Origin of the sequence: Reichenbachiella sp. (assembly GCF_965223055.1) — a bacterium.
Classification (GTDB): Bacteria; Bacteroidota; Bacteroidia; order Cytophagales; family Cyclobacteriaceae; genus Reichenbachiella.
The window spans coordinates 145442-169015 of record NZ_CBDCVM010000012.1 but is presented as its reverse complement, the minus strand read 5'-3'; the positions used below and the strand labels follow the sequence as shown (position 1 = coordinate 169015).

The following is a 23574-nucleotide window of genomic DNA, read 5'->3' as shown; positions in this document are numbered from 1 at the left end:
CTAATTGAAAGCCTTTCTGAAATTGATCAGAAAGGCTTTTTTATTGATTATAATAAATTTCTAGTTGATCATTTTCAATTTGTTTTGACTCTTCAGGATCACATTTCAAAGAAGGGGCAGATATTCCAGCCTCAAACTGTGTTTCGCTTGAGAAGACCCTCGCCTCATCCCACAACCCTTGATCAATAATGGATTGAAGCAGATGTGCTCCTCCCTCCACAAATACAGACTGGATACCGCGTTGTCTCATATCAAGGAAAATATCTTCGAGTAAATTCTCTTCTTTTACTTTCACCCACTCCAAATTTTCTTCTTTTCCTTCTTTTTTAAGGTTGTAACAAATAGTAGGTATCTCCTGATCAAATAAATGCAAATCTCGGCTCAGCGTTAAGTTTTTGTCGATAACCAATCTTATGGGGTCATCCCCTTTCCAATCTCTTACATTTAGTTTGGGGTTATCATGTTTGGCTGTATTAGTTCCTACCCAGATGGCGTCCTCCTCAGCACGCCATTTGTGTACCAGTTTTCTCGAATGTTCTCCACTAATCCATTTAGAATCGTAATTTTCTCTGGCAATAAAACCGTCGGCCGTTTGTGCCCATTTTAAGATGACATAGGGTTTTTGTTCTTCTACTCTGGTGAAAAAACGCTTGTTAAGATTTCTCCCTTCTTCGGAAAGCACACCTACTTCTACGTCGATTCCTGCTTCTTTGAGTTTTGCTATCCCTCCTCCATTAACTAACGGAAAGCTGTCCTGGTTACAAATCACAACTCGCTTCATTTGGTGTTTGATAAGTAAATCAGCACATGGTGGTGTTTTTCCAAAATGAGCACATGGCTCTAAAGTCACATAGGCAGTTGCTTCCCTCAGTAACTTCTTGTTTTTAACGCTGTTGATTGCATTCACTTCAGCATGCGCCTCTCCATATTTTTCATGCCAGCCTTCCCCAATTATTTTACCTTCATGTACGATTACACATCCTACCATTGGATTTGGGCTCACCACACCTAGCCCTTGTTCAGCCAATTCTAAGGCACGTTGCATAAATACTTCGTCTTCCAGATTGCTCATTTTATCAAGTCTTATTCATTCAAGATTAGCTTACAATCAAGCGCTTGCTTTCGCTCATTATGTGTAATCAAATTTACACCGTTTAGTTATTTTTGTTTCATGAAGGAATACTTTCCTAAGCATACTTTTCAAAACACTACTTCACTTCTAAATCCAGTTTTTGGACTCCAGGAAAGCCAGGCATTGTCCTATATCGTTTTAGATAAAGTATTCAATATTTCGAAGACTGCTATCATTGTTAATGATCCATTTATTCCAGACACTTTTCAGCTAAAAAACTATGAGTCAATTGTTCAGAGATTGCTCAAAAATGAACCCATCCAATATATCTTTAAAGAAGCAGAATTTTATGGCAACACTTTTTATGTAGATAAGAATGTTCTAATACCACGTCAAGAAACGGAGCTACTCATCCAAATCATCAGTAGTTTTAAAAACTGGGAAAAGCCTAAAATGGCTGATATAGGTACAGGGTCAGGTTGCATTGCCTGTTCACTCGCGTTGTCCATAGCAGATTCACAGATAGTTGGGTACGATGTAAGCCCTGAAGCTCTCCAAATTGCTCAGCACAATGCTTCAAAGCTAAATGCCCATGCCGTTTTCTCTCCACTTGATATTCTAGAAGATGAAATTCCACATATAGAATTGGATTTAGTCGTAAGCAACCCACCCTATGTGATGGACCAGGAAAAGCAACAAATGAAAAAGAACGTATTGGACTTTGAACCTCCACTGGCACTTTTTGTGGCTGACGAAAATCCTCTGATTTTTTACAAGACCATCATGGAGAAAGCTAAAAAAGCTTTAAAAAGAGGCGGTGTGCTTTTCTTCGAAATCAATGAGCAATTTGGCAAGGAAACACTCTTGTTATTTCAACACTATGGCTATAGCGAACCAAAAATTTACAAAGACATCCACGACAAACAACGATTTGCTTCAGCTATTTGGGAATAGTCCGTTTCTGACCTCATTCACTTTTTCGACAAAAGTCAAATACTTTTCCTTTAACACATGGTCCGTGGATAGTAAACGCGTCAATTGAAATCTTTTCCACTTCCTAATGAATCCATTTAGAGCAACTAAACTAAAGAAGGAGATTCCTATACATAACACTGCTACAGGCCATTGAGAGGTAAAATCATAAGACCAGCTCACTAAGTACCACCACCAAATGCAAAACCCTAGCAGGGAAAATCCAAATTTTAGAGAAGCCACAAATTCAGCTTCTTTTACCCTGGTTTTCACAAATAGATACACCGGTAATAGCACCGGAAGATTGACTAACAATCCAATCAACGCCAAAGGAGCTAAAAGCAACATGACCAATTTTTCACCTGAGGCGATTGGCCTAAAGGGAAAAGACATTCCTCTCTCTTCCAGTTCCTTTTTTTGCTCAGCAAATTCACGGATATCCCCAGTTTTTCCAGATAGTTTTCGAGCAGCTTCATTGATTCTGTCAGGATTGATTAACTCATGAGCCTTTTGATCATGAAAGAATATAGCATCTAGCCCGACATATTCCTTTCTATCCAAAGAGACATGAACTTTACTCAATGCTTCAGTAAATTGGGCTGTTAGTTTATTATAATTTTCTGCATTTTCTTCCTGCTTCTTTACTACTATAGGTTCTCCAAAAACAACATGGACAGTAGACCTAAATCCCACATGATCTGAATAATTAACACCCACAGGAACAACCGAAACCTCTGGGGCTCCTCCTTCAAAATTTACAGCACCTAGCGCGATTCGACTAATTCCTTTTTTCAGCACCCTCCGATGCCTTCTCATATTGTGTTCTCCTTCCGGAAAAAGCATAACGGCATATTTCTTAGCCAAAGCTTCAAAACAAGCTTTGAAAATCTGCTTATTGGCTTCCAACGGGTTGACCCCGTCCTGCGCTCTGTATACAGGCATCAGGTTCAGTGAATTGAAAAAGGCCTTGGCTATAGGATTATTGAATACCCCAGCACGCACTAAATAATGATCAAATCTCGTATTACTTGTAGTGATCAACAGCGCATCAATGAAAGCATTTTCATGATTGGAGCCAAAGATGATTGGCGTGTTTTTAGGAATGTTTTCCAGACCTGTTATTTTGATCTTGCTATAATACAGACGCAAGCCGATCCTAACAATAATCCAAAAAGAATAATACCAGAGATACTTAATTACAATCATTTAATCTATGTGATTGACATAGTGCTCCCATTTCGCGATCACCTCTTGGAGATCTTGGGGCAACTCAGAGTCGAATTGAACAAATTTATTGGAGGTTGGGTGGATAAAACCTAATGACTTAGCATGTAGAGCTTGTCTTGGTATAATTTTAAAACAGTTGTCAACAAACTGCTTGTATTTACTGAATGTAGTACCCTTCAATATTTTATCTCCTCCATAAGTCATGTCGTTAAAAAGCGGATGACCAATGTGCTTCATGTGAGCACGGATTTGATGGGTTCGGCCAGTTTCCAGGTTACACCTGATCAAGGAAACATATCGTAGCCTTTTGATTACTTCGTAGTGTGTAATGGCCTTTCGTCCATGGTCATTTTCAGGAAAAGCAGCTGTTACTCTTCGGTCTTTTAAACTTCTACCCAAGTTAACATCAATGGTACCTTTGTCTTCAACCGGTTCTCCCCATACCAAAGCATAATAAGTCCTCTCTATGCTATGGTCAAAAAACTGTTTGGCTAAACTGGTCATCGCCTTCTCGCTTTTTGCGATAACCAAAAGCCCAGAGGTATCCTTATCGATACGATGAACAAGACCCGGTCTTCCATCATTGTTAGGCATGGTCGGCAAATTCTTGAAATGATACGCCAGAGCATTCACCAAAGTACCAGACCAATTTTGATAAGCTGGATGAACCACCATTCCTGGTTCTTTGTTTACCACAAGTAAATCATCATCCTCAAATATGATATTGATATCAATACTTTCTGGAACGATATCTGTGTCTTTTGGAGGTTCTGGCAAAGCCACTACCACTACATCGCCAGGATGCACTTTGTAGTTAGGTTTGATTTCTTTTTCATTGACTTTGATAAAGCCATCTTTAATGCCAGCTTGAAGTTTATTTCGAGTTACATTGGGCAAACGGTCCATTAGAAATTTATCTACTCGCAAAATTTCTTGTCCTGGGTCGGCCACTATTCTGTGATGTTCGTATAAATCTTCTTCAAATGATTCCTCTTGCATAGTCGGCAAAGGTAAGTATTAGTTTTAGATATTTTGATTATCTTAAAGCAGCAAAGGCAGCAATATTAAAATGTATCTCAAATGACAAATCAATCGGATTTCGCCAAACTTCTCGTTAAGACAGTTTTCTCATTCATGACTTGTGACGGTCACATTTCACCAAAAGAAGTAGATTTCTTGAAGAAATTGGCAAAAGAAAAAGTGGATCTAACGGGCATCGATATAGATAAAGAACTTAATCAAATGATTGAGCTCATAAACCTCAAGAATTTGGATTTTTTTGATGACTACTTCAAAAAATTGAATAATTCAACTTTAACTGAAGAACAAGAACTGCTGCTTTTAGAATCAGCAATCCAAACTATTACTGCCGACGACAAAGTAAAACGAGAGGAAATTAATTTCTTAAAAATATTGAGAACGGCACTTAAATCGCCAGATCAAAAAATCCTAGACAAATTCCCTAAAATTGGGAAAAACTTCATCCACAAAGATGCCTTTACAGACATCTACATCAAGGAGCTTTACAGCAATTATTTTAAAGAAAGTACGCTACCCATGTTTGATTTGTCACAGGTTAAAGATATTTCAGACTCCGTTGATTTTGGAGATAAATAGGCTTTAAACATTGGCCAAGAAGGTACATTGATCATTGGAACAATGGAGGAAAAAGCCCTTTCTGTGCATAGCAAATACACTATTGGAGGAGTTCTATTTGGACTCTCATTTCCGCTATTTTCACAGTTCATAGATGCGATGTTGCATAATCTGGATTTTTCACTTTCAACCATATTACTGCTCCACAATCAGAATGTGATCCATTATGTAGTAGATACGGCTCCTATTGTATTAGGAGTTGCGGGGTATCTATTAGGTGCCTCACATCAAAAAAAGAACAACATAAATAAACGCTTGAGAAAAATAAATGAGTCTCTTGACACCCTTACCTACAAAATAACCCATGACCTGAGAGGACCTGCATTGAATATCAGGAATTTATCAGAAATCTTAAAAACTGATCAGCACCAATTACCTGAAAATAAAAAGACGGAAGTAATAAATAGAATCCATGATTCCATCAATACCTGGCTGCTAACCTTCGAAGATTTTATGACTCTTTTGAAACATGAAAAATCTGGTGAGTTGGAGATTAAAGAATGCGACTTAGAAAGCATTGCACAAAACGTCCTACAAGAACTAGCCAATGATATAGAAAATTCAAAGTCCAAAATAATCACGAATTTCCTAGAAGCGCCTAGTGTGTACGCCTCTGAAACATATCTGAATAGTATTTTGAAAAATTTATTGTCCAATTCGATCAAATATGCTCACCCAGATCGCAATCCTGAGATCAAAATAACTTCGAGTCTAAAGGAGAATCAAGTACGCATCTTGTTTGAAGACAATGGCTCTGGTATCGATATGAATACACATGGAGACAAAATATTTACTTTATTTGAACGATTTAGTGAAAATTCTAAAATCCCAGGATCCGGCATAGGGCTATATTTAGTGAAAGAACAAATCGAAAAAAATAATGGTAACATAGAAGTTAAAAGTTTTCCTAACGAAGGCACTATATTTACTATCCACTTACCTATTACCTCTTAATAAAGAATGATTGACATCAACGTAATATCGAATATCCTATTAGTAGACGATGACCCTACTTCTCTTTTTCTGCAACAGCACTTGCTGACCGATGTGTGCAATTATAAGGGTCAAATTCATGAGTGTCATAATGGAAAAATGGCACTAGACTATATTGAAAACAAAGGAGAATTTGCCACGAATGGCAAAACTTATCCCAAGCCTGAATTGATCCTTTTGGATATCAATATGCCTGTTATGAATGGATTCGAATTCTTGGATGCTTACAAGGTATTACCAAAAGACCTCCGAGGAGGTATTGTCATCTCAATGCTTACAAGCTCACTCAACAAATTAGATAAAGATAAGGCAGAAAAATACCATGATGTTTCTGACTTCATTACCAAGCCAATTACTAAAGATCACCTTCTAGATATTGTAGAAAAGCATTTCGGAAAACAAATGAAATCTTAGTTTTCCTTATATTTTTCAGGATCTACATAGGCAGTCCTTTTTTGTTCTGATACTTTTTCAAAAGTTGGAATCTCAGCCTTCTCAAAATAGTCATCGAACAACTGACCTAGATAGGAATGACTGAATATATCACTTTCTAGAAATTCATCCGGCAACTGAGGATTCAAGTCTGAAATTTGTTTGTCTGTTACGCTAAGTAGTGATCTGAAGATTCGGAAAAACTTAACTTCCTTGTAATCCACTTTCCCATCTGCATAAAGTGTATTGATCGCCATTTCAACCAATTTCAACTCCTGCTCTTGCTTTAGTTGGGCATTTTTCAATACTTTGAAATAATCCTTCAAGAAACCCATACCCATAGTATTAATCACTTCTATTAGAAAGTCTAATTCAGTATCAATATCTATATCGCCAAAGGCATGATCTTCTTCAGCCATTTTTCTAATAAGTGCGACCTCGTTTGGTGCAATATGACCATCACAGGTCATAAAAGAGAAGGCAGTTTTCAATAAGATCTTATTGAAATCGTAAATGTTATTTTGGCTATCTCTAAGTGCCTGATTGCTCACCCAGTCTCCTATTCCTTCGATATTATCCTGGATTCTTTTTCTAATCTGAGCATCTGTAGAAATTTCCTTTGCACTATTCAATATTTCCAATGAACTAGCTTCTGAAAAATCCGAATTGTCTTTCATTGCCTTGAAATAATCAATTCCACATTGCAATATCTCAGCGGCCAACAAATTGGCAATGGACTGATATCTCACATCCTCTGCTCCAATCATTCCCTTTAATTCATCCAAATCCTTTTTAGTATTGAATAAAAGTTCAGTACCTAATTCATAAGCATTCAATCTATTCTTTCTTCGTTCACTTTTTGAGTGCTCTATTTGAGATTCAATCGATCTGGTCAATGTTTCAGCCATATTTGAAGTTCAATGCGTTTAAAACAAGGATAGTTTGCTGGTTTTCCAATCCCTAAGTTGTTCATTTGAATTGGATCTACAAATTAATAAAAAATATCATCCTTTGTTCATTCAAATACTGGCTTTCCTTATTACACATTACTTTTAAGTCATGTTTGAATTAGAATACCCTACTCCGATAGACCCCATCTCACTTCCTCTGTTTTCGGAGAAAAAAGTGGAAGTCTATATGAAGCGAGAGGATCTCATTGATTCAGAGATTTCAGGGAATAAATGGAGAAAGTTGAAATACAATCTCATTGAAGCAAAAGCAAAACAATATTCGACCATTCTTACTTTTGGCGGTGCTTTTTCCAATCATATTGCCGCTACTGCTGCTGCTTGTAAAAGCTTTGGATTTAAATCCATAGGCATTATTCGAGGAGACGAACTAAATGCTCATTCGAATCCTACCCTACAGCAAGCCGCCGCGAATGGGATGGACCTTCAATTCATCTCCAGAAAAGAATATCAAAATAGAAATGATGAAACCTGGGTACGAGAATTAGAAGAAAAATATCAGGCCTTTGTTATCCCCGAAGGTGGCACTAATCATTTAGCACTAAAAGGGGTCGAAGAAATAATGCATGAAATTACTGAAGAATTTGATGCGGTGCTATGTCCAGTAGGCACTGGCGGCACGCTGTCTGGAATTATTAATGGTCTTGATAGTCACCAAAAAGCCATAGGAATCAGTAGTCTGAAAGGCGAATCATATCTCAATGATATGATTTCTGATTTGACAGTGACCGATTCATCCTGGGAACTCATCCATGACTACCACTTTGGGGGTTATGCTAGATTCGATAGTCATCTTATTAAATTTATAAATCAGTTTTACCTTGAAACTCAAATCCCTTTAGACCCTGTCTATACAGGAAAAATGATGTATGGTCTGGTAGATATGATGAAAAACGGGAAATTTTCCAGTGGCAGTCGGTTAATATGTGTACATACTGGAGGATTACAAGGTATTGTCGGATTCAACCGACAACATAAAAATTTGCTCATAACATGAAAATGAATAAAAACCTGATTGATTGGTTGTTCATCACTATTTCTTGGATAATCGCCTGTTTATGTATTACCGCAGTGGGCATATTTTTTCAAGCAATAATATTTCAATTCCTTGAAATATTACCAACTGTTCAAAATCAAACCTACTTCGATTATTTCAATTCTGGTTTCCAGTATATAGAAAGTAGCATTTTTGGACTTGTATTTGGATCAGTATTCTTCGTCGTTTATTGGATATCAGAAAATACCTCACTCAGAAAAGAGTCATTTGGAAAAATAATGTTAATCAAAACAAGTCTCTATTTAATAGGGTTCGTGATTGCATTTTTAATCGTTTTTGGGATAATGATACAATTTGATTTCATTCCTATAAGCAGTATGAAAGATATGAAACACTCACTTACTTCTTGGAAGTTTTACATCGCCTTCGGTTTTTTTCTAACGCTCTTTTCTGTCATAATCAATTTTATACTTGAGGTGAGTAAAAAATACGGGCCTGGAAATCTCTGGCATATATTTATTGGCAAATACCACAAACCGGTGATCGAGAATAGGATTTTCATGTTTTTGGATTTAAAGGATTCCACTGCATATGCGGAAAAACTCGGACATATCATGTATTCTAATTTGATCCAAAAGTGTTTTCTATACCTCAATGAGATTGTATTTGATTACCAAGCTCAGATTTATCAATATGTCGGAGATGAAGCGGTATTGACTTGGGACTCATCAGATTTCGATGCCAGAAAATATAGTATAGAACTGTTCTTTGCTTTTCAAAAAAAATTGGCAAGGCATGCTTCAAAATTTGAAAAGGATTTTGGGTTTGTTCCTGAGTTTAAAGCGGGTATCAATGAAGGCCCTGTCACTGCCGCAGAAGTGGGTTTTATTAAAAGAGATATCGCCTATCATGGAGATGTATTGAATACTGGAGCTAGAATTCAGAACAAGTGCAATGAACTGGGTAAAAGCCTTCTAGTATCAGAAGAGTTTGCACAACAAATCAAAAATTTACATCTCTTTAAACAAGAATTGCTAGGTAAGGTAGCTTTGAAAGGAAAGGAAAGAGCTATAAATATCTACTCAGTAGATCAGGCATAAAAAAGGGCCGCACTCCTCAGTGCGACCCAAACCAACCTAACCTAATCTTAAAATCTTCTTATTCTCCGCCGTTTTGGAAGTTGTCAAAACGAGAGTTGTTTTCAATTCGTGGAAACACATTGTTATCCGTCGCTACATCTGCAGTTTCTTTATTCGGGTCTACTATGATGTTTGTGACTTTTTTATCTTTTGCGAACACTTTGGTCACGACATTTTCATTTTTCTTCCAGATTTCAGCGGGTAGATATTCTCTTTCTACCGACCCATCTTCAAACGTCCACTCCAAAATAATTGGCATGACCAGACCTCCTTCATTTTCAAATGTCAATTCATAAAAATTACGATTGGCATTAGCATTTTTGATAGACTGATCGTTGATCTTATTCATGAATTCTTTCTTTCTGCTAGAAAGAGCAGCCGCTTCCTCTACATTCTGGTAATTAAATACTTCAGCTTCGCTGGCGAAATCCATTAAGTTCTGATTAGACTCCCCGCTTGAAAGATTAGACTTTTTTGTCTTTTTACCTTTGTTTTCAAGTTGGTTTTCTGGAATGTCCATCTTGTACCACTTGACCTTTGACAAAGACAAGTCCACATGATCAGTTGTATAAAACCAACCTTTCCAAAACCAATCCAAGTCAACTGCGGACGCATCTTCCATGGTACGGAAAAAGTCTGCTGGACTCGGTCTTTTGAAGGCCCATCTTTCAGAATATGTCTTGAAAGCATAATCGAAAAGTTCTGGCCCCATAATGGTTTCTCTCAAGATACTCAAAGCTGCTGCCGGCTTGCCGTAGGCATTATCCCCGAATTGCAGGATTTGCTCTGAATTGGTCATGATAGGTCTGATCCCTTCCTTATCCCCTTTCATGTAATCCACAATCAATTTCGCTTCACCTCTCTTCAGTGGTTTGTCTGGGTAGTGCTCTTTTTCAGTCAATGATTGAACAAAAGTATCCAACCCTTCATCCATCCAACTCCACTGACGTTCGTCCGAGTTGATAATCATAGGAAAGAAGTTGTGCCCAACTTCATGAATAATCACACCAATCATTCCCCACTTCTTGGTATCCGTGTAGGTTCCGTCTGCGTCAGGTCTCCCGTAGTTGAAACAGATCATGGGATACTCCATTCCGATTGATGCCGAATGAACTGAAATAGCCACTGGATAAGGGTATTCAATCGTATGCTTTGAATACGTAATCAAGGTATTGGCTACGGCCTTGGTAGACTCGTCTTCCCAAAGTGGATTGCCCTCCTTAGGATAGTATGACATTGCTAAAGGAGTCTTAGTATCTAGTTTCACCGCCTGTGCATCCCAAATAAATTTTCTTGATGCAGCGAAAGCAAAGTCTCTCACGTCTTCTGCATAATATTCCCATGTTTTCTTGCCCGAAGCTTTTGAAGCTTCTGCTTTTCTAGCTTCCTCTTCGGTAACTATGATAACTGGTTTGTCAAATGATTGCTTAGCTTTTGCAAATCTTTCTCTTTGGACTTTTGTTAAGACTTCATTCTCATTTTGCAACTCGCCGGTAGACGCCACTACAAAATCTGATGGTACAGTCAATTTCATGTTGTAATTGCCAAACTCAAGAGCGAACTCTCCACGACCTAAAAACTGCTTGTGCTGCCAACCTTCCACATCATCGTATACAGCCATTCTTGGAAACCATTGCGCAATGGTATACAAGTAGTTGTCGTCATTTGGGAAATACTCGTAACCTGAACGACCTCCCAGCTCCATTCTATCTTGCACATTGTATGACCAAGCCACGTTGAACGAAATTTGCTCACCAGATGCCAACGGCTTGGGTAGATCCACCCTCATCATGGTTTTATTAATAAAGTATTTTAATGGTTTACCCATTTCGTCGGAAACTTCCGAAATTTTAAATCCACCGTCGAATTCATAGCTCTGAGTAATTTTTTGGATTTTTGATCCAGACATCTCTGACTCAATCTCGTCAGGCGTAATCAGCGGCGTATCAGAAGTTTTGCTTCTCATGTTTTGATCCAATTGCAACCATAGGTAGCTCAACTGATCTGGTGAATTGTTGAAGTAGGTAATCGTTTCACGTCCAGTCAAAGATTGGTTTTTATCGTTCAACTCAGCTTCTATCACATAGTCAGCCCGTTGCTGCCAATAGTCTTTGCCTGGTGCACCAGATGCTGTACGGTAGCTATTCGCTGTAGGCAATGTTGTTCCCAATTGTTCAAATTTTTGTTTCCATTCGCCTTGGGCAAATACAAAGATTGGGCTCAATAGAAGTACCCATAAAATATTATTCTTCATTTCTACTGGTTTTATTTTTACCAAAATTTTGTATCTATCATTAGCGTAATCGCCACACCAGCAACTGCTGATGAAATAGCCAAAATCCAGTCTTTTCTAGATACACTTATATATTTATTCATCAAGTAGCCTATACCCATGAAGGCCACAACGATTATAATTTGTCCTACCTCTAAGCCCAAATTGAAGGCAAATAGCTGAGTAATGATAGAAGTCTCATCTCCTAATACTCCCTTTAGGTAGTTGGAGAATCCCATACCATGAATCAATCCAAAAAAGAGGGCGAAATAATAATTAAGCCGACTCATTTTGGCTTGAATGTATTGTTCTCGTCGCCAGATGTTAGAGGCTGCGGTTATAAAAATTGTAACAGGAATTAGGAATTCCACGACGCTAGAATTGATAGTAAAAACATCAAGTGCCACAAGTGCTAAAGTGATCGAGTGCCCAATGGTAAAAGCTGTCACTAAAATCAACACTCGTTTCCAGTCGGTGGATAAATAAACGGCAGCCAGTGCAATCACGAACAAGATATGATCGTAGCCATTTACGTCTAAGATGTGTTCTCTTCCTAAAGAGAAAAACAATTGAAACTCTGACATGCTAGTTGAAAATTACCACTCAAATAAAAGTACCAACGCCTCTGAGAAGATTACTTACTTTTGTTCTCTTCTACTGTCTAACGACCGTAAACATATAATGGAAAACGTGTAATACATGACCTATTTATTTCTTTTGCTGATAAATTATATGAGCGGTATGTCGCTACATGCATTTCATGTATCGGTATGCGAAATTGAGTTTGACGAAAAGCAAAAACAACTAGAAATCACACATCGTATCTTTCTGGATGATCTTGAAATAGCCTTGACAGATTGGTCAAAAGAAAAAGTGGATGTTTTAAATCCGGACGACCCTGATAAGCTAGACCTGATGATTGGTAAATACCTAACTGAAAAAACTTCCTACCACCTCAATAGTAAATCCGCAAGTGCTATTTATCTAGGTTCGGAAAAAGAAGAAAGTGTCATGTATTGTTATCAGGTAATCACTGGCGTGAAAAAGGTGAAATCACTAAAAGTGACTAACAAAACACTTATGGAAATCTATGATGACCAAACCAATATTGTGCATGTTGAAAATGGGGATCAAATGAAGAGCCTGAAATTGTCTAATTCTGAATATTGGGGTGAGGCGAGCTTTGATTAAATCTAACTGAACTGCTTCCGCCATGGCTCGTGTCCACACGAGACTTCATTGCAGTCCATGACGGTTAGGTTCGTGTAGACACGAACCAAGGCAAGAAGTGCAGATAAGAAAACTAGCGGACCCGAGTACAGGAAAGCCCTTCTACATCCACCTAAACTCCTCCCATCGCTCGCCATTGTGCTTGAGCAAGCAGAATCTTGATACCTCAAACTGCCGTTGATACTTTCGATCTTGAAAACAAGTTTTAACCTCAGGAAAAACAGCTTTCTTCAAATCCCGAAAGCCGATGGTCATGTGTGGGTGAAAGCCCCTGTCTTTATAATCAGCATTGAAGATGTTGATCTCACGTCGGACGAAATCAGAAAGTTCTTTTTGCAATTGAGTTAAGACTTTAGTTTTTTCTACATCAACGAAGACCACCCGAGGTTCGAAAAAATCAAAACCATCCAAAGTCACTTGAAAGGGATATAGGTCAAACCTGAATTTCGAAAGCTGTTCGATCAAAAAGTCTTCCCTGTCAGCGCGCCATTTGAAAGGCATATGCAAGGTGATATGCGGTGGTGATCGAAGTGCACCTTTGGAGTTGAATTTCTCTTTCACTTCTTTCTTGAAGGCGATCACTTCCGACAACACTGGCTCATCTGGAATTAAGGCAAGAAAGTACAGGTTTTGCTCTGGTTTAGCCATCGGTCAAAGATACATTGAGCCCTTCTGAGCAGTTTTTGCAAATGTCGATAGAAGCCCGAGCAGTAAGGATGCTTCTTCTGAATCTTTCGTATGGCTCGCTATACCAGATCTCTTTGAATGTCTGGTTGTTCCAATCACCCATCACGTGCGAAGCATCTTTGTCGAAGCAGCAAGGTACTACCTTGCCATCCCAGGTCACCACACAACTTTGCCACATTTTCCAACACTGGTTGTGCAGTGGGTTCTTGAGTTTGTATTTACCATTCTTCCCCTTAGTATAACGAGAATACTTTTGGTTTTCAGGAATCAGATCAGAACCATTTTCGAAATCATAGACCTGTGCGGTCTTGAATTGAATCTCATCCACCCCAATTTCCTTAGCCAAATGTCGGGCTTCTTCTATCTGATGTTCATTAGGCCCAACGACCAAAAACTGAAAGATTAAATGTGGCGTTTTGGCTTTCATTTTCTTTTTCCACTTGACCATGTTGCGCGTGCCATCCAAAACTTTTTCCAGCTGTCCGCCTACGCGGTATTGTTCGTAAGTGACCTGGCTCGTGCCATCTATCGAAATAATCAGCCGATCCAAACCAGACTTAACCGTGGCTTCCGCTTTTTCGTTATCCAAGTAATGAGCATTAGTGCTTGTAGCTGTGTATATTTTGTTTTTGGCCGCATGATCCACCATATCTAAAAAACCGGGATGCAAATAAGGCTCACCCTGAAAGTAGAAGGTCAGATACGTTAAATGTGATTTTACCTCCATAATCTTCTCTTTGAAAAAGTCAACATCCAACATACCCGTTGGTCTGGTGAATGAACGTAAACCACTAGGGCATTCAGGGCATCGAAGATTGCATGATGTCGTGGGCTCAAATGCCATGCTCAGTGGTAAAGATGGATTGACAAAGCGACCCAAGTGCTTCGACTGATAATAGCTCGAAAACACTTTCGCAGCATTCATCGCCTTAGCAGGTGAGAGCTTGGTCAATATGTTGAGACTATCATGGAAATGCAACAGAAGGTAAAATTTTGATGGATACGTATTTTAGTAGATACAAATTTTGAAACCAAACCTGCTCGGCTTTTCTTTACTCAAAATTAAACATACCTATCGATGTCATTCACTTATCGGCTCTTGTTTGTTTTATCCCTAATGACTGCTCAGTTTTCCGCTCGGGCCTCAAATGTAGAGCTATCAGAAGATGCAGAAGTCATTGTACTTATTCTAGACCCTACACAGGTAGAGTTGTATTCTGCTTTTGGGCATAGTGCCTTTCGTGTGAGTGACCCGATCAACCGTATCGATATGGTTTTCAACTATGGCATTTTCGATTTTGATCAGCCCAATTTCTATTTGAATTTTACGAAAGGGAAGCTGTACTACAAGCTCGGTACAGGCAATTACGAAGCTTATAAGAGATACTATTTCAGAGAGGATCGCACTTGGCGTGAACATGTGTTAAATATAGATCAAGAAGACAAACAAGCCATTTTTGATTTTCTCATCGATAACGCAAAGCCGGAAAATGCCAACTACTACTACAACTATTGCTATGACAACTGTGCGACAAGAATGCGTGATGTACTCGATCTAGCCTTAGGTGATCGCATCCAATACGATTTTAGCTATGCCAGCGATTCAATGAGTTTTCGCGATTTAATGGACAAATATTTGACTTATCAACCGTGGGGAGATTTGGGTATAGATATTTGTTTGGGCGCACAAATCGATGAGACCGCCAATGGCTTTCAGTACCAATACATGCCCTTGTATTTAGAAGAGGCTCTGAAAACGGCCAGGCTAAAGTCCGACAGCACGACGGCTCCAATTATTTCATCTTCAGAACTGATGAATGTCAGCTCTGAGCAACCAAGCTCTGATGGCTTCAAACCTATTCATTTGTTTGTGGTAGTGTTTTTTGTGGTAGGACTGATTACTCATAGAGAATTGAAATACAATGCCAACTACAGATTTATAGATGTGATCTTATTCGGGATCACAGGACTTTTAGGATTGTTTCTGTTGTTCTTATGGTTTGGCACAGACCATCTGTCAAAGTATAATTTCAATTTGTTATGGGCCATGCCGCTAAATTTGGCAGCCTTATTTTTCCTATTGAAAAAATCAAAGACTGCTTGGTTGAGGTACTATTTTTTGGCTTTCGGTGGGCTACAACTCTTACTCATTATTTTCAGAGAACTCTTACCTCAAGTTGTTCATTATGCTTTAATTCCTTTCTTGCTCGCTTTAGCTTTGAGGTCATACTATCTGGCTTATTTATTAAAAGGGCATAAAAACACCAACTAAATTGCACTGGTTACACAATTAGATATTCATCAATAACTGTTCTTTACTCATGATTATTTGGTCCGGACGTGGTATTTTGACACCACTTATTTTAGTAGGCTCTATTCTATTACTTATCTCAATTTCTTCTGAAAAAGTAGGTGTTTACACTTTTCCTCTTAGCATTCTATTGGCAGGGGCACTCAATTTCTACTTAGGCAAAAAATGGAATAATGCACGGGGTAGAATAGTCGTTGATGAAGTTACTGGTGAGCGAATTGAGCTAAAGTCGAATCACACGTTGTTTTGGATCAAAATGGAGTATTGGGGTGTAATCTTTGGGGTGATTGGTGTAATGCAGTTGGTGACGGCATTGATGTAAATAATATAGCTCAGGGTTTAAACCCTGAGCTATATTATCATTTCGCCTTCGTTGGTGTTGTCACCATAGTACATTATTATTCATACCTCAGCGTCTCACTTGGATTCTTCACAGCTACTCTAATGGTTTGATAACCAACGGTGAGCAAAGCTGAGGCGATCACTAAAAGAATGGACACACCAATAAACATCCATGGAAAGTCCACGCGGTAGGCATAATTTTCCAGCCAATTGTTCATGGTGTAATAGACTAATGGAATGCCAATCGCGGCTGAAAGACCAATCAACACTACAAACTCCTTATAGAATATGACCAATATCTGCGGAATGGTAGCGCCTAAAACTTTTCGGATCCCTACTTCCTTGGCACGATTGATCGCCATGAAAGCCGACAGGCCAAAGAGCCCAAGTGACGCAACAATAATGGCCAAAATAGAAAAAGTAGCTATCACCTGTCCAAACTGCTGATCTTCTTGAAATAATATTTTAAACCGCTCGTCCAAAAATGAATAAGACAAAGGTGTGTTGGGGAAAAAGCTTTGGTAAGTAGACTCCAGATGTTTTAAACCATCTTGGTAATTGCTCGGAGAAAACCTGACCACTACACGGTTTGAATATTCATTGAAAAAGATAGAAGTGGGCTCTACCTTATTTTTCAATGAAGTACGATTGTAATCTTGCATGATTCCAATCAAACGATAGAGGTGCCCATCTTCACTTTCACCGTATTGTATTTTTTCATTGAGCATAGACTCAAAGTCTTTAACACCCAGTCTCTTCAGAAAAGCTTGATTGACAATAATGGCAGAAGTATCAGTTGCCATATCAGCATTAAAAGTCCTGCCCGCTACCAGTCTGATGCCCACAGCATCCATATATCTTTCGTCGCACCATTGCATATAGGTGGTACCTTCCAAAATATTGGTTTTACCAACGACCTGTACTTCGCCAGTGGTGGAACCAATGTCAGACAAATCTCCTCCGGGTAGAGAATTAGTAAATCCAACATTTTCGATAGCATGATGGTTAAGCAAACTTTCTTTGAACTGTCTGTACTTCTCCATCATTTCTTCTCGGTTGTTGTCGGTATAGCGAGGCCTGCTCAGTCCTACTACATAGTCCATGTCAATCCCCTTATCCGCAGATTGCATATAAGCCACTTGTTGATTTATGATAAACGTGCCCGCCAGCAGCATCAACGAAACAGTGAATTGAACAATAACCAAACCCTTTCTCAACAAAGTGCCTTTGGCTGAATTTCTAAACTTTCCTTTTAGTACCGTCACTGCTTGGAAGTTGGACAATACAAAAGCGGGATACAAACCTGACACAATCGAGCCAACCAAGGCAAAAGAGAACACTTTGAACAAAAAAGCTTTATTCAACCATACATTGTCAATTATATCCTTGCCTACTAATTGGTTAAAACCTGGGTAGACAATCTCCGCCATACCAATCGCCAGAAATGCTGCCAACATATTGAGTAAAAATGACTCAAATAAAAATTGAATAATCAATTGCGTTTTATACGCACCTATAGCTTTTCTCACACCCACTTCCCTGGCTCGATCAATGGCTTTCGCTGTTGAAAGGTTGATATAATTGACCCAGGCAATGATAATGATCAAAATAGAAATGACATTGAGGAAAATAACCGTTTCATTACTTCCATGAATCTCTGGTTCATAAGTATAGTCTGAGTAGAGATGAATGTCTTCTACCGCTTGAAGGTTAAATTCCAAATTAGTATCTGATTCGTCTTCTCCGGAAACTTCGAACATCCGAGGCATCTTGTTTCTTACTTTATCGATGTCTGCTTCAGGAGCCAATTGCAGGTACGTATAATAATTAAAGCTATTCCAACCATCATCATCTAATCTATCCTGCAGACTATAAATCGAAAGCAAGACATCAAACTTATAGTGCGTATTTTCGTGCATGTCTTCGATCACACCTGTCACTTTAAATCCTTCTTCGAAGCCACTTAATACTTTCAATGTCTGCCCGATTGGGTTTTCATCTCCGAAATAAGCCTTCGCTCGTGATTCGGTCAGCACAATGGATTTTGGATCTTTGAGCATCTCACCTGGATCACCTCCGGCAATCACTTTGTAATCAAACATTTCCAAATAATTACTATCCGCAGCAATCACGCGCTTTTCAGTTAGTGATCGGTCATTCTTTCTAATGATCAATTCTATAAATTGATAAGTAACTGTAGCATTCACAAATTCAGGTATTCTTTCTACCAGCGCTGCTCCCGATGGTGCAAACGACATGGCATCTCTCGTGCCAATTACTCCATCCAGTACCTGGTCTGTAGTGAGTCGATAGAGCCGATCAGAATCTGTGAAAAACTTATCGTAGCTCTTTTCGAACTGGACATATTGGTTGATCAATAAAAAGGCTGCCAAGCCAATGGCCAGACCTATGATGTTGATGGCAGAAAATACCTTTTGCTTCACCAGATTTCGGAAGCTGATTTTGAAATAGTTTTTCAACATGCCTGTGGAGTTAAATAATGAGTTTTTGAATAGTGGTCTGATGAGAGCAAGTCGATACAACTTAAGTACCTCGATCAGATAGTAATATTGCGCAGTTCGAGGAGATGCTTCCCTTTTGTCCTGATAGAGTTCTTCCAGGTCTCCCTGAATATCAGGATAATAATCAGGATGGCAGTACCACCGAAAAAGTCGGTCTGCGATTTTTTTTATCATACGAATTTGGCTTCGAGCACCATATCCGGTAGTGCCTTCCATAGTTCGGCACGTACGTCACGGTTGTACTCCAGGGCTCTACGGCCAAAGCTCGTCATTTTGAAAAATCGTTTGGGTTTGCCCCCACGTTTAGCGGTAGTCTCTCCGGTTTCGGATTCCAGAAAACCTTTTTCTTCCATACGGCGAAGCGCCGACTGCAAAGCGCCTAGACTCACCTTTCGTTCAAGGCGTTTTTCTATCTCATCTTTGATCGCAATACCGTAGGCATGGTCATACAGCACGCCTACTGTGAGCAATACAATCTCTTCAAATTCACCTAATTGATACTTTTTCATAAGCAATACCTAAATGTAGTATTGCAATATAGTAAAAAAATACTCAATACCTAAATGTAGTATTGATGGTGCGATGAGGAACAGAAAGTCAACATTACCTCAATATTTCATGAAAATTTGCAATACTATGTTTATCTATGTATTATTGTTCTATGTATTCAAAAGAACTAATGAAAGGAACATTGGAAGTGATCATTTTAAGATTGCTTTCTGACAACAAAAGGATGTATGGGTATGAGATCACCCAACAGGTCAAAACTGAGTCCGATGGAAAACTTCTGATCAAAGAAGGGTCGCTTTACCCTGCGCTACACAAGTTGCTAGATGATGGTGTGCTGACTTTCGAAGAAGAAAAGATCGGAAAGCGTGTACGAAAGTACTATAGTCTAACCTCCAAAGGAGAAGAGAGAAAAGTAGCTCTTCTGGAAGAAATGGACAGTTTTCTAAATACCATGAGGCAAGTAATTTTTAACCCTCCATCACTAAGCCCTAATGTAACATGAGTGAAGAATACGTAGACAAAATCATCAATAGAGTAGCAGAAGATCAGCTCTCAAATATTTCATTGAGAGATGATTTGATCGATCATTTATGCTGTGTAGTCGAAACCAAACTGGAGGCTGGAAAGGATTTCGAAGAGGCCTTTGACGAGGCCTTTGCTCAAACTACACCCAATGGGTGCCAGGAAATAGAACAAGAAACATATTTATTAATCAATTTTAAAAAATTTACAATGATGAAAAAAATCACTTACACACTCGGCTTTTTGTTTAGCCTAATCTTTGTCGTAGGAGCCACTTTTAAGGTCCTCAGCTGGGAAGGTCTCTATTGGGAGGGAGCAGATGTCTGCTTGCTCATAGGAGGCACAGGAAATGCAGTTTTGTTTGTTCCAATGCTACTTTTAAGTGAAAGCACCGGAAAAATCGTGAACTCTCTGACGGAAAAAATATTATGGATAGTTACTGCTTTAGGTCTGACTCTGGTTCTGTGGTTCAAATTTATGAACTGGCAGGGGTCTGGTGAGATGGTTGCTCTGGCCGCACTTGTTGTTGGTTTAGGTGTGCTGCCAGCCTTCTTTTTTAAGCTCTACAAAAGATCACTTCAAAGTATCTAATCAAAGACGCAATTGTTAAAAGAGGTTGTTTCAAAAGTCTTAAACTCGTCATCACGATCCCGATAGCCATCAGGATCGCAATGACGGCCAACTTTTGAGACAGCCTTTTTTTGTTTCTATTGGTGAGGCGAAACAAAACTCCAAACTCCCATTCCAATAAAGATCAGGCCCGACACACGATAGATCAGAAGGACATTACCCTGGATGGCATTAAACTTGGTGCCCAGTTTGATCACTGTGGCTAATAAGCAAAAGGTGCCGGTGGAAATGCCAGTCACATAAATCCAGAAATTTTGATCGGACATAACTATCCAACCCATACTCTGTAGGTAGGCGGTTACCATCAGCCAAAAAGGAATGGCTAGTGGATTTGCCAGACTGAGTAAGATTCCTTTCTTGAAGGCATTTCGTTTTTCACCAATGTTTTTGACTTTCGTTTTCCTAGACTTTTTGAACAGATTTAATACTCCCAATAAGATGAGAACCGACCCAGTGATCATTTGAAAATATTGGGAAATATCTGCACTTTCAGTAAGATAAATCTGAAACCGAACGGCAATGGCAGCATACAAATATTCAGTAGCAGCTGCAGCAACGGCAAAGGCATAGGCTGCCCTAATTCGCTTTTCGAGTGCATACTGCAGGGCACTGATATTAATACTACCTGGCGGAATGGAACCGATGAAACTAAAGAAAAAACCTGCACCAAAGAGTATCAACCAACTCATGTAACTTTCTGTTGATTGTACTTTCTTATTTTCAAGATTTCTTTCAAACCTTTGCGAAAACTGTAATAAGGAATTCCATTTTTCTTGTTTAAAGTAGAAATGTCTGCCAGAACTTTTAGATGATGGATAATGTCCTTGTATGCTTGAATTAAAGAAAAACCAGGCTGGTAGATATGGGCCGGCTCGGCACCTGCTCCGTTGAGCTCCAGAATTTTGAAATGCTCGCCATTGTACAAGTCTTCGACTGAGTGGCACCTCAAATCATATCGACCAAAATAGAAACCATCGATTTGTGCACTGACCTTGTCAAACACCTCAATCAACCTTGAGTCAATCAGATGATTTCCATTAAGGAATGTGGTGCCTCGGCTATGGTTCCCAATTGGATTGAGCTCTACCCTTTCATCACGTTTCGGAATTTGTTTAAGCCTGTCAGGCATTTTTAATTTTAGCTGATCAAGGTGCATTTTCGCCCTTGCATCATCGGTCATCAAGTCCGCTATCGAACGAATACCATCGCCCGTAACACCAAGCATCTCTTTCATCACAATAGAACTCACCGTACCGCGACCACAATTAGGATAACGGTAGTAAAACACACCCAGTTCCACGTCATAAGCCACATACTCTTGCACAAGAAAATCCACTTGAATACGATCTAAATAATCTGTCAGGTCCTTTTCATTTTTTATCATCTCAACCATCCAGCCTCTTTCGCCTATGTCGGGCTTCAAAATGAATGGATAATCTAGTCCTTCTAGTTTCAACCTTTCCAGAAAACTGTCCTGATCAACCGATGGATTCAGTTTGTAGGTTTTGGGAATGTACTGATCAGGAATCAACTTGAATATTTTGTCTTTTGATTCGCCCAGCATCCCACCAAATTCTATGGTTGGGTTGGAAGCTGTAAAAAAGAAAAATGATCTTGTTTTTAGCGAAAGCCAGGCCCAATAAAACATAACTGGAAAATAGAATACGGAAAAAGGCCAAAACTCCCAGCGGAATATCTTTGCCCAAAATACACTGGTGTTCAACTTTTCATAAAGCTTTTTTTTTCTGTATTGGCTCCCGAATCCGACTTTCTGTTTCTACCGCAATGTTCATAAAAGATACTTACGCGTTGGCTTGCTGGGACTGACGAAATTTGATGGTCGAACTGGCCACACCAAAATCATTAGGCAGCTCCAGATCAGGTTTTAGCTCTCTTAGCCCAATTTTCATCAGCGCCATATGATGAACTGCATGTTCAATATTATAAATCAGTTCACGATAGAGGTTGCTTTCCACCTCATTTTTTTCATTGGAATCAACGGCATAGCCTTGTTGTAGAAGTTTAAGCGGTTGATTCCTTTTAATCTCATTTAAAGCCCCCTTTAGATTGGCTACAATAGTTAATGCTTCCAATGTATTGCTTTCCAAAAACACATCTCTCTCCCTTTCGTCATAATTCACTAATCCATGGGGTCTTCCATTCATAAGACAGGTGTAAAATTCCAGTGAATGACGTACATGCTGTCCGATAGAATTGTCGTGAAGGATTAACAGGGACTTGCTATATTCATCGTTGGTGAGATTTTCCAGTAGGTAAGTCAGCTGGTCCAAAATCTTATGCGATGCTGGTATGATATCCATGGAGGTAAGACTTGAGTTTTTGGTTTGTCAATATAATAAATAGTCCAGATTTGTGGCATTTGGTTCTTGACTAAACTCTTTTTCGAAATCAAAAGTTCAAACCACCAATCGCTTGACTACTTCCCATACCAAATCTGACTCAAATCCTTTGTAGATCGCATGAGTGGCTACTTTACTACGTCTTTTGAATAGGTCGGTTTCTTTCACAGCATTTGCTTTTTTCAGAACCAGCTCTTCGAGCGTTTGAAAGTAATCTTCTTCGTCTATTTCCTCCAGCCCTTTTTTGATACAATAAGGAGACAGTTTGTGTGGCGCTATTCCTAGAAGAATCTTTTTTCGACCCCATTTTTTCACTCTAAACTTGCCTCCAATATAGGCCTTTGCGAAGCGTTCTTCATTGATGAAGTTGTCCATGATGAGATCGGTTAAGACCTCCTCTACTTCATCTGGGTAAAGACCTAGATCATACAATTTATTGCGCACCTCTTTCTGTGACCGTTCCTGGTAGGCGCAGAAGTTTGCGGCCTTGAGTTTGGCTTCTTTAGGGGTGTGGCGTTTTGGTTTTTTGGGTTCTTGCACGATTGTCTTCAAGCCAGACAGGCTCTTACTTTCTTTCTTGATAAAGAAAGTAGGCAAAGAAATCAAGGCTGAGAATAAATTCCTAAAATTCAGATTATTCTTGTACTTAAATCCAAACTCTCCCGAATGACTACTCATTCGGGATCAAACAATGGATTTAATCCTAATTTTCTAGATCTGAATTTCTGAACG

General features: G+C 39.1%; 25 protein-coding genes. 11 read left to right on the top strand and 14 right to left on the bottom strand.

Annotated features, from left to right (window positions below; all coding sequences use genetic code 11):
• Positions 1-40: 40 nt before the first annotated feature.
• Positions 41-1072: a bifunctional diaminohydroxyphosphoribosylaminopyrimidine deaminase/5-amino-6-(5-phosphoribosylamino)uracil reductase RibD gene (gene ribD, locus ACOQO5_RS16030; protein WP_420582704.1), complete on the bottom strand. Its 1032-nt coding sequence runs from the start codon at positions 1070-1072 to the stop codon at positions 41-43.
• A gap of 99 nt (positions 1073-1171) precedes the next feature.
• Between ribD and prmC the strand changes: the two genes are divergently transcribed.
• Positions 1172-2026, top strand: a complete 855-nt coding sequence (prmC, locus tag ACOQO5_RS16025; protein ID WP_420582703.1) for a peptide chain release factor N(5)-glutamine methyltransferase — start codon at positions 1172-1174, stop codon at positions 2024-2026.
• Here prmC and ACOQO5_RS16020 read toward each other — a convergent pair.
• Complete coding sequence (locus ACOQO5_RS16020; protein ID WP_420582702.1) at positions 2009-3250, bottom strand: lysophospholipid acyltransferase family protein; 1242 nt, start codon at positions 3248-3250, stop codon at positions 2009-2011. The two genes, prmC and ACOQO5_RS16020, sit on opposite strands and share 18 nt — an antisense overlap.
• The gene (locus ACOQO5_RS16015) at positions 3251-4270 is read right to left on the bottom strand and encodes an RluA family pseudouridine synthase (RefSeq protein ID WP_420582701.1); all 1020 of its coding nucleotides are present in this window, start codon (positions 4268-4270) and stop codon (positions 3251-3253) included.
• A gap of 81 nt (positions 4271-4351) precedes the next feature.
• Between ACOQO5_RS16015 and ACOQO5_RS16010 the strand changes: the two genes are divergently transcribed.
• The 3 genes from ACOQO5_RS16010 to ACOQO5_RS16000 are packed head-to-tail and all read left to right on the top strand — an operon-like array spanning position 4352 to position 6334.
• The gene (locus ACOQO5_RS16010) at positions 4352-4888 is read left to right on the top strand and encodes a TerB family tellurite resistance protein (protein ID WP_420582700.1); all 537 of its coding nucleotides are present in this window, start codon (positions 4352-4354) and stop codon (positions 4886-4888) included.
• Between the two features lie 42 nt (positions 4889-4930).
• Positions 4931-5881: a sensor histidine kinase gene (locus ACOQO5_RS16005; RefSeq protein WP_420582699.1), complete on the top strand. Its 951-nt coding sequence runs from the start codon at positions 4931-4933 to the stop codon at positions 5879-5881.
• 6 nt (positions 5882-5887) lie between these two features.
• Positions 5888-6334: a response regulator gene (locus ACOQO5_RS16000; RefSeq protein ID WP_420582698.1), complete on the top strand. Its 447-nt coding sequence runs from the start codon at positions 5888-5890 to the stop codon at positions 6332-6334.
• Here the strand turns inward: ACOQO5_RS16000 and ACOQO5_RS15995 are convergent.
• Positions 6331-7260, bottom strand: coding sequence for a TerB family tellurite resistance protein (locus ACOQO5_RS15995; protein ID WP_420582697.1), 930 nt, complete (start codon positions 7258-7260; stop codon positions 6331-6333). The genes ACOQO5_RS16000 and ACOQO5_RS15995 overlap by 4 nt on opposite strands.
• A 151-nt stretch (positions 7261-7411) precedes the next feature.
• On the opposite strand from ACOQO5_RS15995, the gene ACOQO5_RS15990 reads away from it, so the two are divergent.
• A complete protein-coding gene (locus tag ACOQO5_RS15990) occupies positions 7412-8317 on the top strand; it encodes a 1-aminocyclopropane-1-carboxylate deaminase/D-cysteine desulfhydrase (RefSeq protein WP_420582696.1) in 906 nt (301 codons plus the stop codon).
• A complete protein-coding gene (locus ACOQO5_RS15985; protein WP_420582695.1) occupies positions 8314-9417 on the top strand; it encodes an adenylate/guanylate cyclase domain-containing protein in 1104 nt (367 codons plus the stop codon). The genes ACOQO5_RS15990 and ACOQO5_RS15985 overlap by 4 nt, the downstream gene beginning before the upstream one ends.
• A 58-nt stretch (positions 9418-9475) precedes the next feature.
• On the opposite strand, the gene ACOQO5_RS15980 is transcribed toward ACOQO5_RS15985, so the two are convergent.
• Together ACOQO5_RS15980 and ACOQO5_RS15975 are read right to left on the bottom strand one after the other, a co-directional pair.
• Positions 9476-11710, bottom strand: coding sequence for a M1 family metallopeptidase (locus ACOQO5_RS15980; RefSeq protein ID WP_420582694.1), 2235 nt, complete (start codon positions 11708-11710; stop codon positions 9476-9478).
• Positions 11711-11727: 17 nt separating this feature from the next.
• Positions 11728-12312, bottom strand: coding sequence for a HupE/UreJ family protein (locus tag ACOQO5_RS15975; protein ID WP_420582693.1), 585 nt, complete (start codon positions 12310-12312; stop codon positions 11728-11730).
• 115 nt (positions 12313-12427) lie between these two features.
• Between ACOQO5_RS15975 and ACOQO5_RS15970 the strand changes: the two genes are divergently transcribed.
• Positions 12428-12919 (top strand): DUF6702 family protein, encoded by a 492-nt coding sequence (locus ACOQO5_RS15970; RefSeq protein WP_420582692.1) that lies wholly within the window; start codon positions 12428-12430, stop codon positions 12917-12919.
• Positions 12920-13060: 141 nt separating this feature from the next.
• On the opposite strand, the gene ACOQO5_RS15965 is transcribed toward ACOQO5_RS15970, so the two are convergent.
• Entirely contained in the window at positions 13061-13606 is a 546-nt protein-coding gene (locus tag ACOQO5_RS15965; protein ID WP_420582691.1) for a 2'-5' RNA ligase family protein, read from the bottom strand.
• On the bottom strand, positions 13599-14570 hold the full coding sequence (locus ACOQO5_RS15960; RefSeq protein WP_420583429.1) for an SPASM domain-containing protein: 972 nt from the start codon (positions 14568-14570) through the stop codon (positions 13599-13601). Before ACOQO5_RS15960 ends, ACOQO5_RS15965 begins: the two co-directional genes overlap by 8 nt.
• Before the next feature lie 153 nt (positions 14571-14723).
• On the opposite strand from ACOQO5_RS15960, the gene ACOQO5_RS15955 reads away from it, so the two are divergent.
• Together ACOQO5_RS15955 and ACOQO5_RS15950 are read left to right on the top strand one after the other, a co-directional pair.
• Positions 14724-15917 (top strand): DUF4105 domain-containing protein, encoded by a 1194-nt coding sequence (locus ACOQO5_RS15955; RefSeq protein ID WP_420582690.1) that lies wholly within the window; start codon positions 14724-14726, stop codon positions 15915-15917.
• A gap of 49 nt (positions 15918-15966) precedes the next feature.
• Positions 15967-16278, top strand: coding sequence for a hypothetical protein (locus ACOQO5_RS15950; RefSeq protein ID WP_420582689.1), 312 nt, complete (start codon positions 15967-15969; stop codon positions 16276-16278).
• Between the two features lie 76 nt (positions 16279-16354).
• Here ACOQO5_RS15950 and ACOQO5_RS15945 read toward each other — a convergent pair whose 3' ends face one another.
• Positions 16355-18994 carry an ABC transporter permease gene (locus ACOQO5_RS15945; protein ID WP_420582688.1) on the bottom strand — a complete coding sequence of 880 codons (2640 nt, stop codon included), beginning with the start codon at positions 18992-18994 and terminating at the stop codon, positions 16355-16357.
• On the bottom strand, positions 18991-19329 hold the full coding sequence (locus ACOQO5_RS15940; RefSeq protein ID WP_420582687.1) for a PadR family transcriptional regulator: 339 nt from the start codon (positions 19327-19329) through the stop codon (positions 18991-18993). Before ACOQO5_RS15940 ends, ACOQO5_RS15945 begins: the two co-directional genes overlap by 4 nt.
• Before the next feature lie 170 nt (positions 19330-19499).
• Between ACOQO5_RS15940 and ACOQO5_RS15935 the strand changes: the two genes are divergently transcribed.
• Positions 19500-19832, top strand: a complete 333-nt coding sequence (locus ACOQO5_RS15935) for a PadR family transcriptional regulator (RefSeq protein ID WP_420582686.1) — start codon at positions 19500-19502, stop codon at positions 19830-19832.
• Positions 19829-20443 carry a hypothetical protein gene (locus ACOQO5_RS15930; RefSeq protein ID WP_420582685.1) on the top strand — a complete coding sequence of 205 codons (615 nt, stop codon included), beginning with the start codon at positions 19829-19831 and terminating at the stop codon, positions 20441-20443. The genes ACOQO5_RS15935 and ACOQO5_RS15930 overlap by 4 nt, the downstream gene beginning before the upstream one ends.
• A 116-nt stretch (positions 20444-20559) precedes the next feature.
• Here ACOQO5_RS15930 and ACOQO5_RS15925 read toward each other — a convergent pair whose 3' ends face one another.
• The 4 genes from ACOQO5_RS15925 to ACOQO5_RS15910 form a co-directional block, all read right to left on the bottom strand.
• Positions 20560-21171, bottom strand: a complete 612-nt coding sequence (locus ACOQO5_RS15925; RefSeq protein WP_420582684.1) for a LysE family transporter — start codon at positions 21169-21171, stop codon at positions 20560-20562.
• Entirely contained in the window at positions 21168-22130 is a 963-nt protein-coding gene (locus ACOQO5_RS15920) for a hypothetical protein (protein ID WP_420582683.1), read from the bottom strand. Before ACOQO5_RS15920 ends, ACOQO5_RS15925 begins: the two co-directional genes overlap by 4 nt.
• Before the next feature lie 154 nt (positions 22131-22284).
• Positions 22285-22803 (bottom strand): DinB family protein, encoded by a 519-nt coding sequence (locus tag ACOQO5_RS15915; RefSeq protein WP_420582682.1) that lies wholly within the window; start codon positions 22801-22803, stop codon positions 22285-22287.
• Between the two features lie 96 nt (positions 22804-22899).
• Positions 22900-23520 carry a regulatory protein RecX gene (locus tag ACOQO5_RS15910; RefSeq protein ID WP_420582681.1) on the bottom strand — a complete coding sequence of 207 codons (621 nt, stop codon included), beginning with the start codon at positions 23518-23520 and terminating at the stop codon, positions 22900-22902.
• Between the last annotated feature and the right edge of the window lie 54 nt (positions 23521-23574).

Bases quoted from the DNA above. Each gene is read 5' to 3' on its own strand.
- ribD (WP_420582704.1), bottom strand. From the start codon at position 1,072: ATGAGCAATCTGGAAGACGAAGTATTTATGCAACGTGCCTTAGAATTG.
- ACOQO5_RS15910 (WP_420582681.1), bottom strand. From the start codon at position 23,520: ATGAGTAGTCATTCGGGAGAGTTTGGATTTAAGTACAAGAATAATCTG.
- ACOQO5_RS15965 (WP_420582691.1), bottom strand. From the start codon at position 13,606: ATGGCTAAACCAGAGCAAAACCTGTACTTTCTTGCCTTAATTCCAGAT.
- ACOQO5_RS16010 (WP_420582700.1), top strand. From the start codon at position 4,352: ATGACAAATCAATCGGATTTCGCCAAACTTCTCGTTAAGACAGTTTTC.
- ACOQO5_RS15915 (WP_420582682.1), bottom strand. From the start codon at position 22,803: ATGGATATCATACCAGCATCGCATAAGATTTTGGACCAGCTGACTTAC.
- ACOQO5_RS16005 (WP_420582699.1), top strand. From the start codon at position 4,931: ATGGAGGAAAAAGCCCTTTCTGTGCATAGCAAATACACTATTGGAGGA.
- ACOQO5_RS15980 (WP_420582694.1), bottom strand. From the start codon at position 11,710: ATGAAGAATAATATTTTATGGGTACTTCTATTGAGCCCAATCTTTGTA.
- ACOQO5_RS15960 (WP_420583429.1), bottom strand. From the start codon at position 14,570: ATGAATGCTGCGAAAGTGTTTTCGAGCTATTATCAGTCGAAGCACTTG.
- ACOQO5_RS16000 (WP_420582698.1), top strand. From the start codon at position 5,888: ATGATTGACATCAACGTAATATCGAATATCCTATTAGTAGACGATGAC.
- ACOQO5_RS15995 (WP_420582697.1), bottom strand. From the start codon at position 7,260: ATGGCTGAAACATTGACCAGATCGATTGAATCTCAAATAGAGCACTCA.
- ACOQO5_RS15950 (WP_420582689.1), top strand. From the start codon at position 15,967: ATGATTATTTGGTCCGGACGTGGTATTTTGACACCACTTATTTTAGTA.
- ACOQO5_RS15955 (WP_420582690.1), top strand. From the start codon at position 14,724: ATGTCATTCACTTATCGGCTCTTGTTTGTTTTATCCCTAATGACTGCT.
- ACOQO5_RS15935 (WP_420582686.1), top strand. From the start codon at position 19,500: ATGAAAGGAACATTGGAAGTGATCATTTTAAGATTGCTTTCTGACAAC.
- ACOQO5_RS15945 (WP_420582688.1), bottom strand. From the start codon at position 18,994: ATGATAAAAAAAATCGCAGACCGACTTTTTCGGTGGTACTGCCATCCT.
- ACOQO5_RS15975 (WP_420582693.1), bottom strand. From the start codon at position 12,312: ATGTCAGAGTTTCAATTGTTTTTCTCTTTAGGAAGAGAACACATCTTA.
- ACOQO5_RS16020 (WP_420582702.1), bottom strand. From the start codon at position 3,250: ATGATTGTAATTAAGTATCTCTGGTATTATTCTTTTTGGATTATTGTT.
- ACOQO5_RS15985 (WP_420582695.1), top strand. From the start codon at position 8,314: ATGAAAATGAATAAAAACCTGATTGATTGGTTGTTCATCACTATTTCT.
- prmC (WP_420582703.1), top strand. From the start codon at position 1,172: ATGAAGGAATACTTTCCTAAGCATACTTTTCAAAACACTACTTCACTT.
- ACOQO5_RS15970 (WP_420582692.1), top strand. From the start codon at position 12,428: ATGACCTATTTATTTCTTTTGCTGATAAATTATATGAGCGGTATGTCG.
- ACOQO5_RS15920 (WP_420582683.1), bottom strand. From the start codon at position 22,130: ATGTTTTATTGGGCCTGGCTTTCGCTAAAAACAAGATCATTTTTCTTT.
- ACOQO5_RS15940 (WP_420582687.1), bottom strand. From the start codon at position 19,329: ATGAAAAAGTATCAATTAGGTGAATTTGAAGAGATTGTATTGCTCACA.
- ACOQO5_RS15925 (WP_420582684.1), bottom strand. From the start codon at position 21,171: ATGAGTTGGTTGATACTCTTTGGTGCAGGTTTTTTCTTTAGTTTCATC.
- ACOQO5_RS15930 (WP_420582685.1), top strand. From the start codon at position 19,829: ATGAGTGAAGAATACGTAGACAAAATCATCAATAGAGTAGCAGAAGAT.
- ACOQO5_RS16015 (WP_420582701.1), bottom strand. From the start codon at position 4,270: ATGCAAGAGGAATCATTTGAAGAAGATTTATACGAACATCACAGAATA.
- ACOQO5_RS15990 (WP_420582696.1), top strand. From the start codon at position 7,412: ATGTTTGAATTAGAATACCCTACTCCGATAGACCCCATCTCACTTCCT.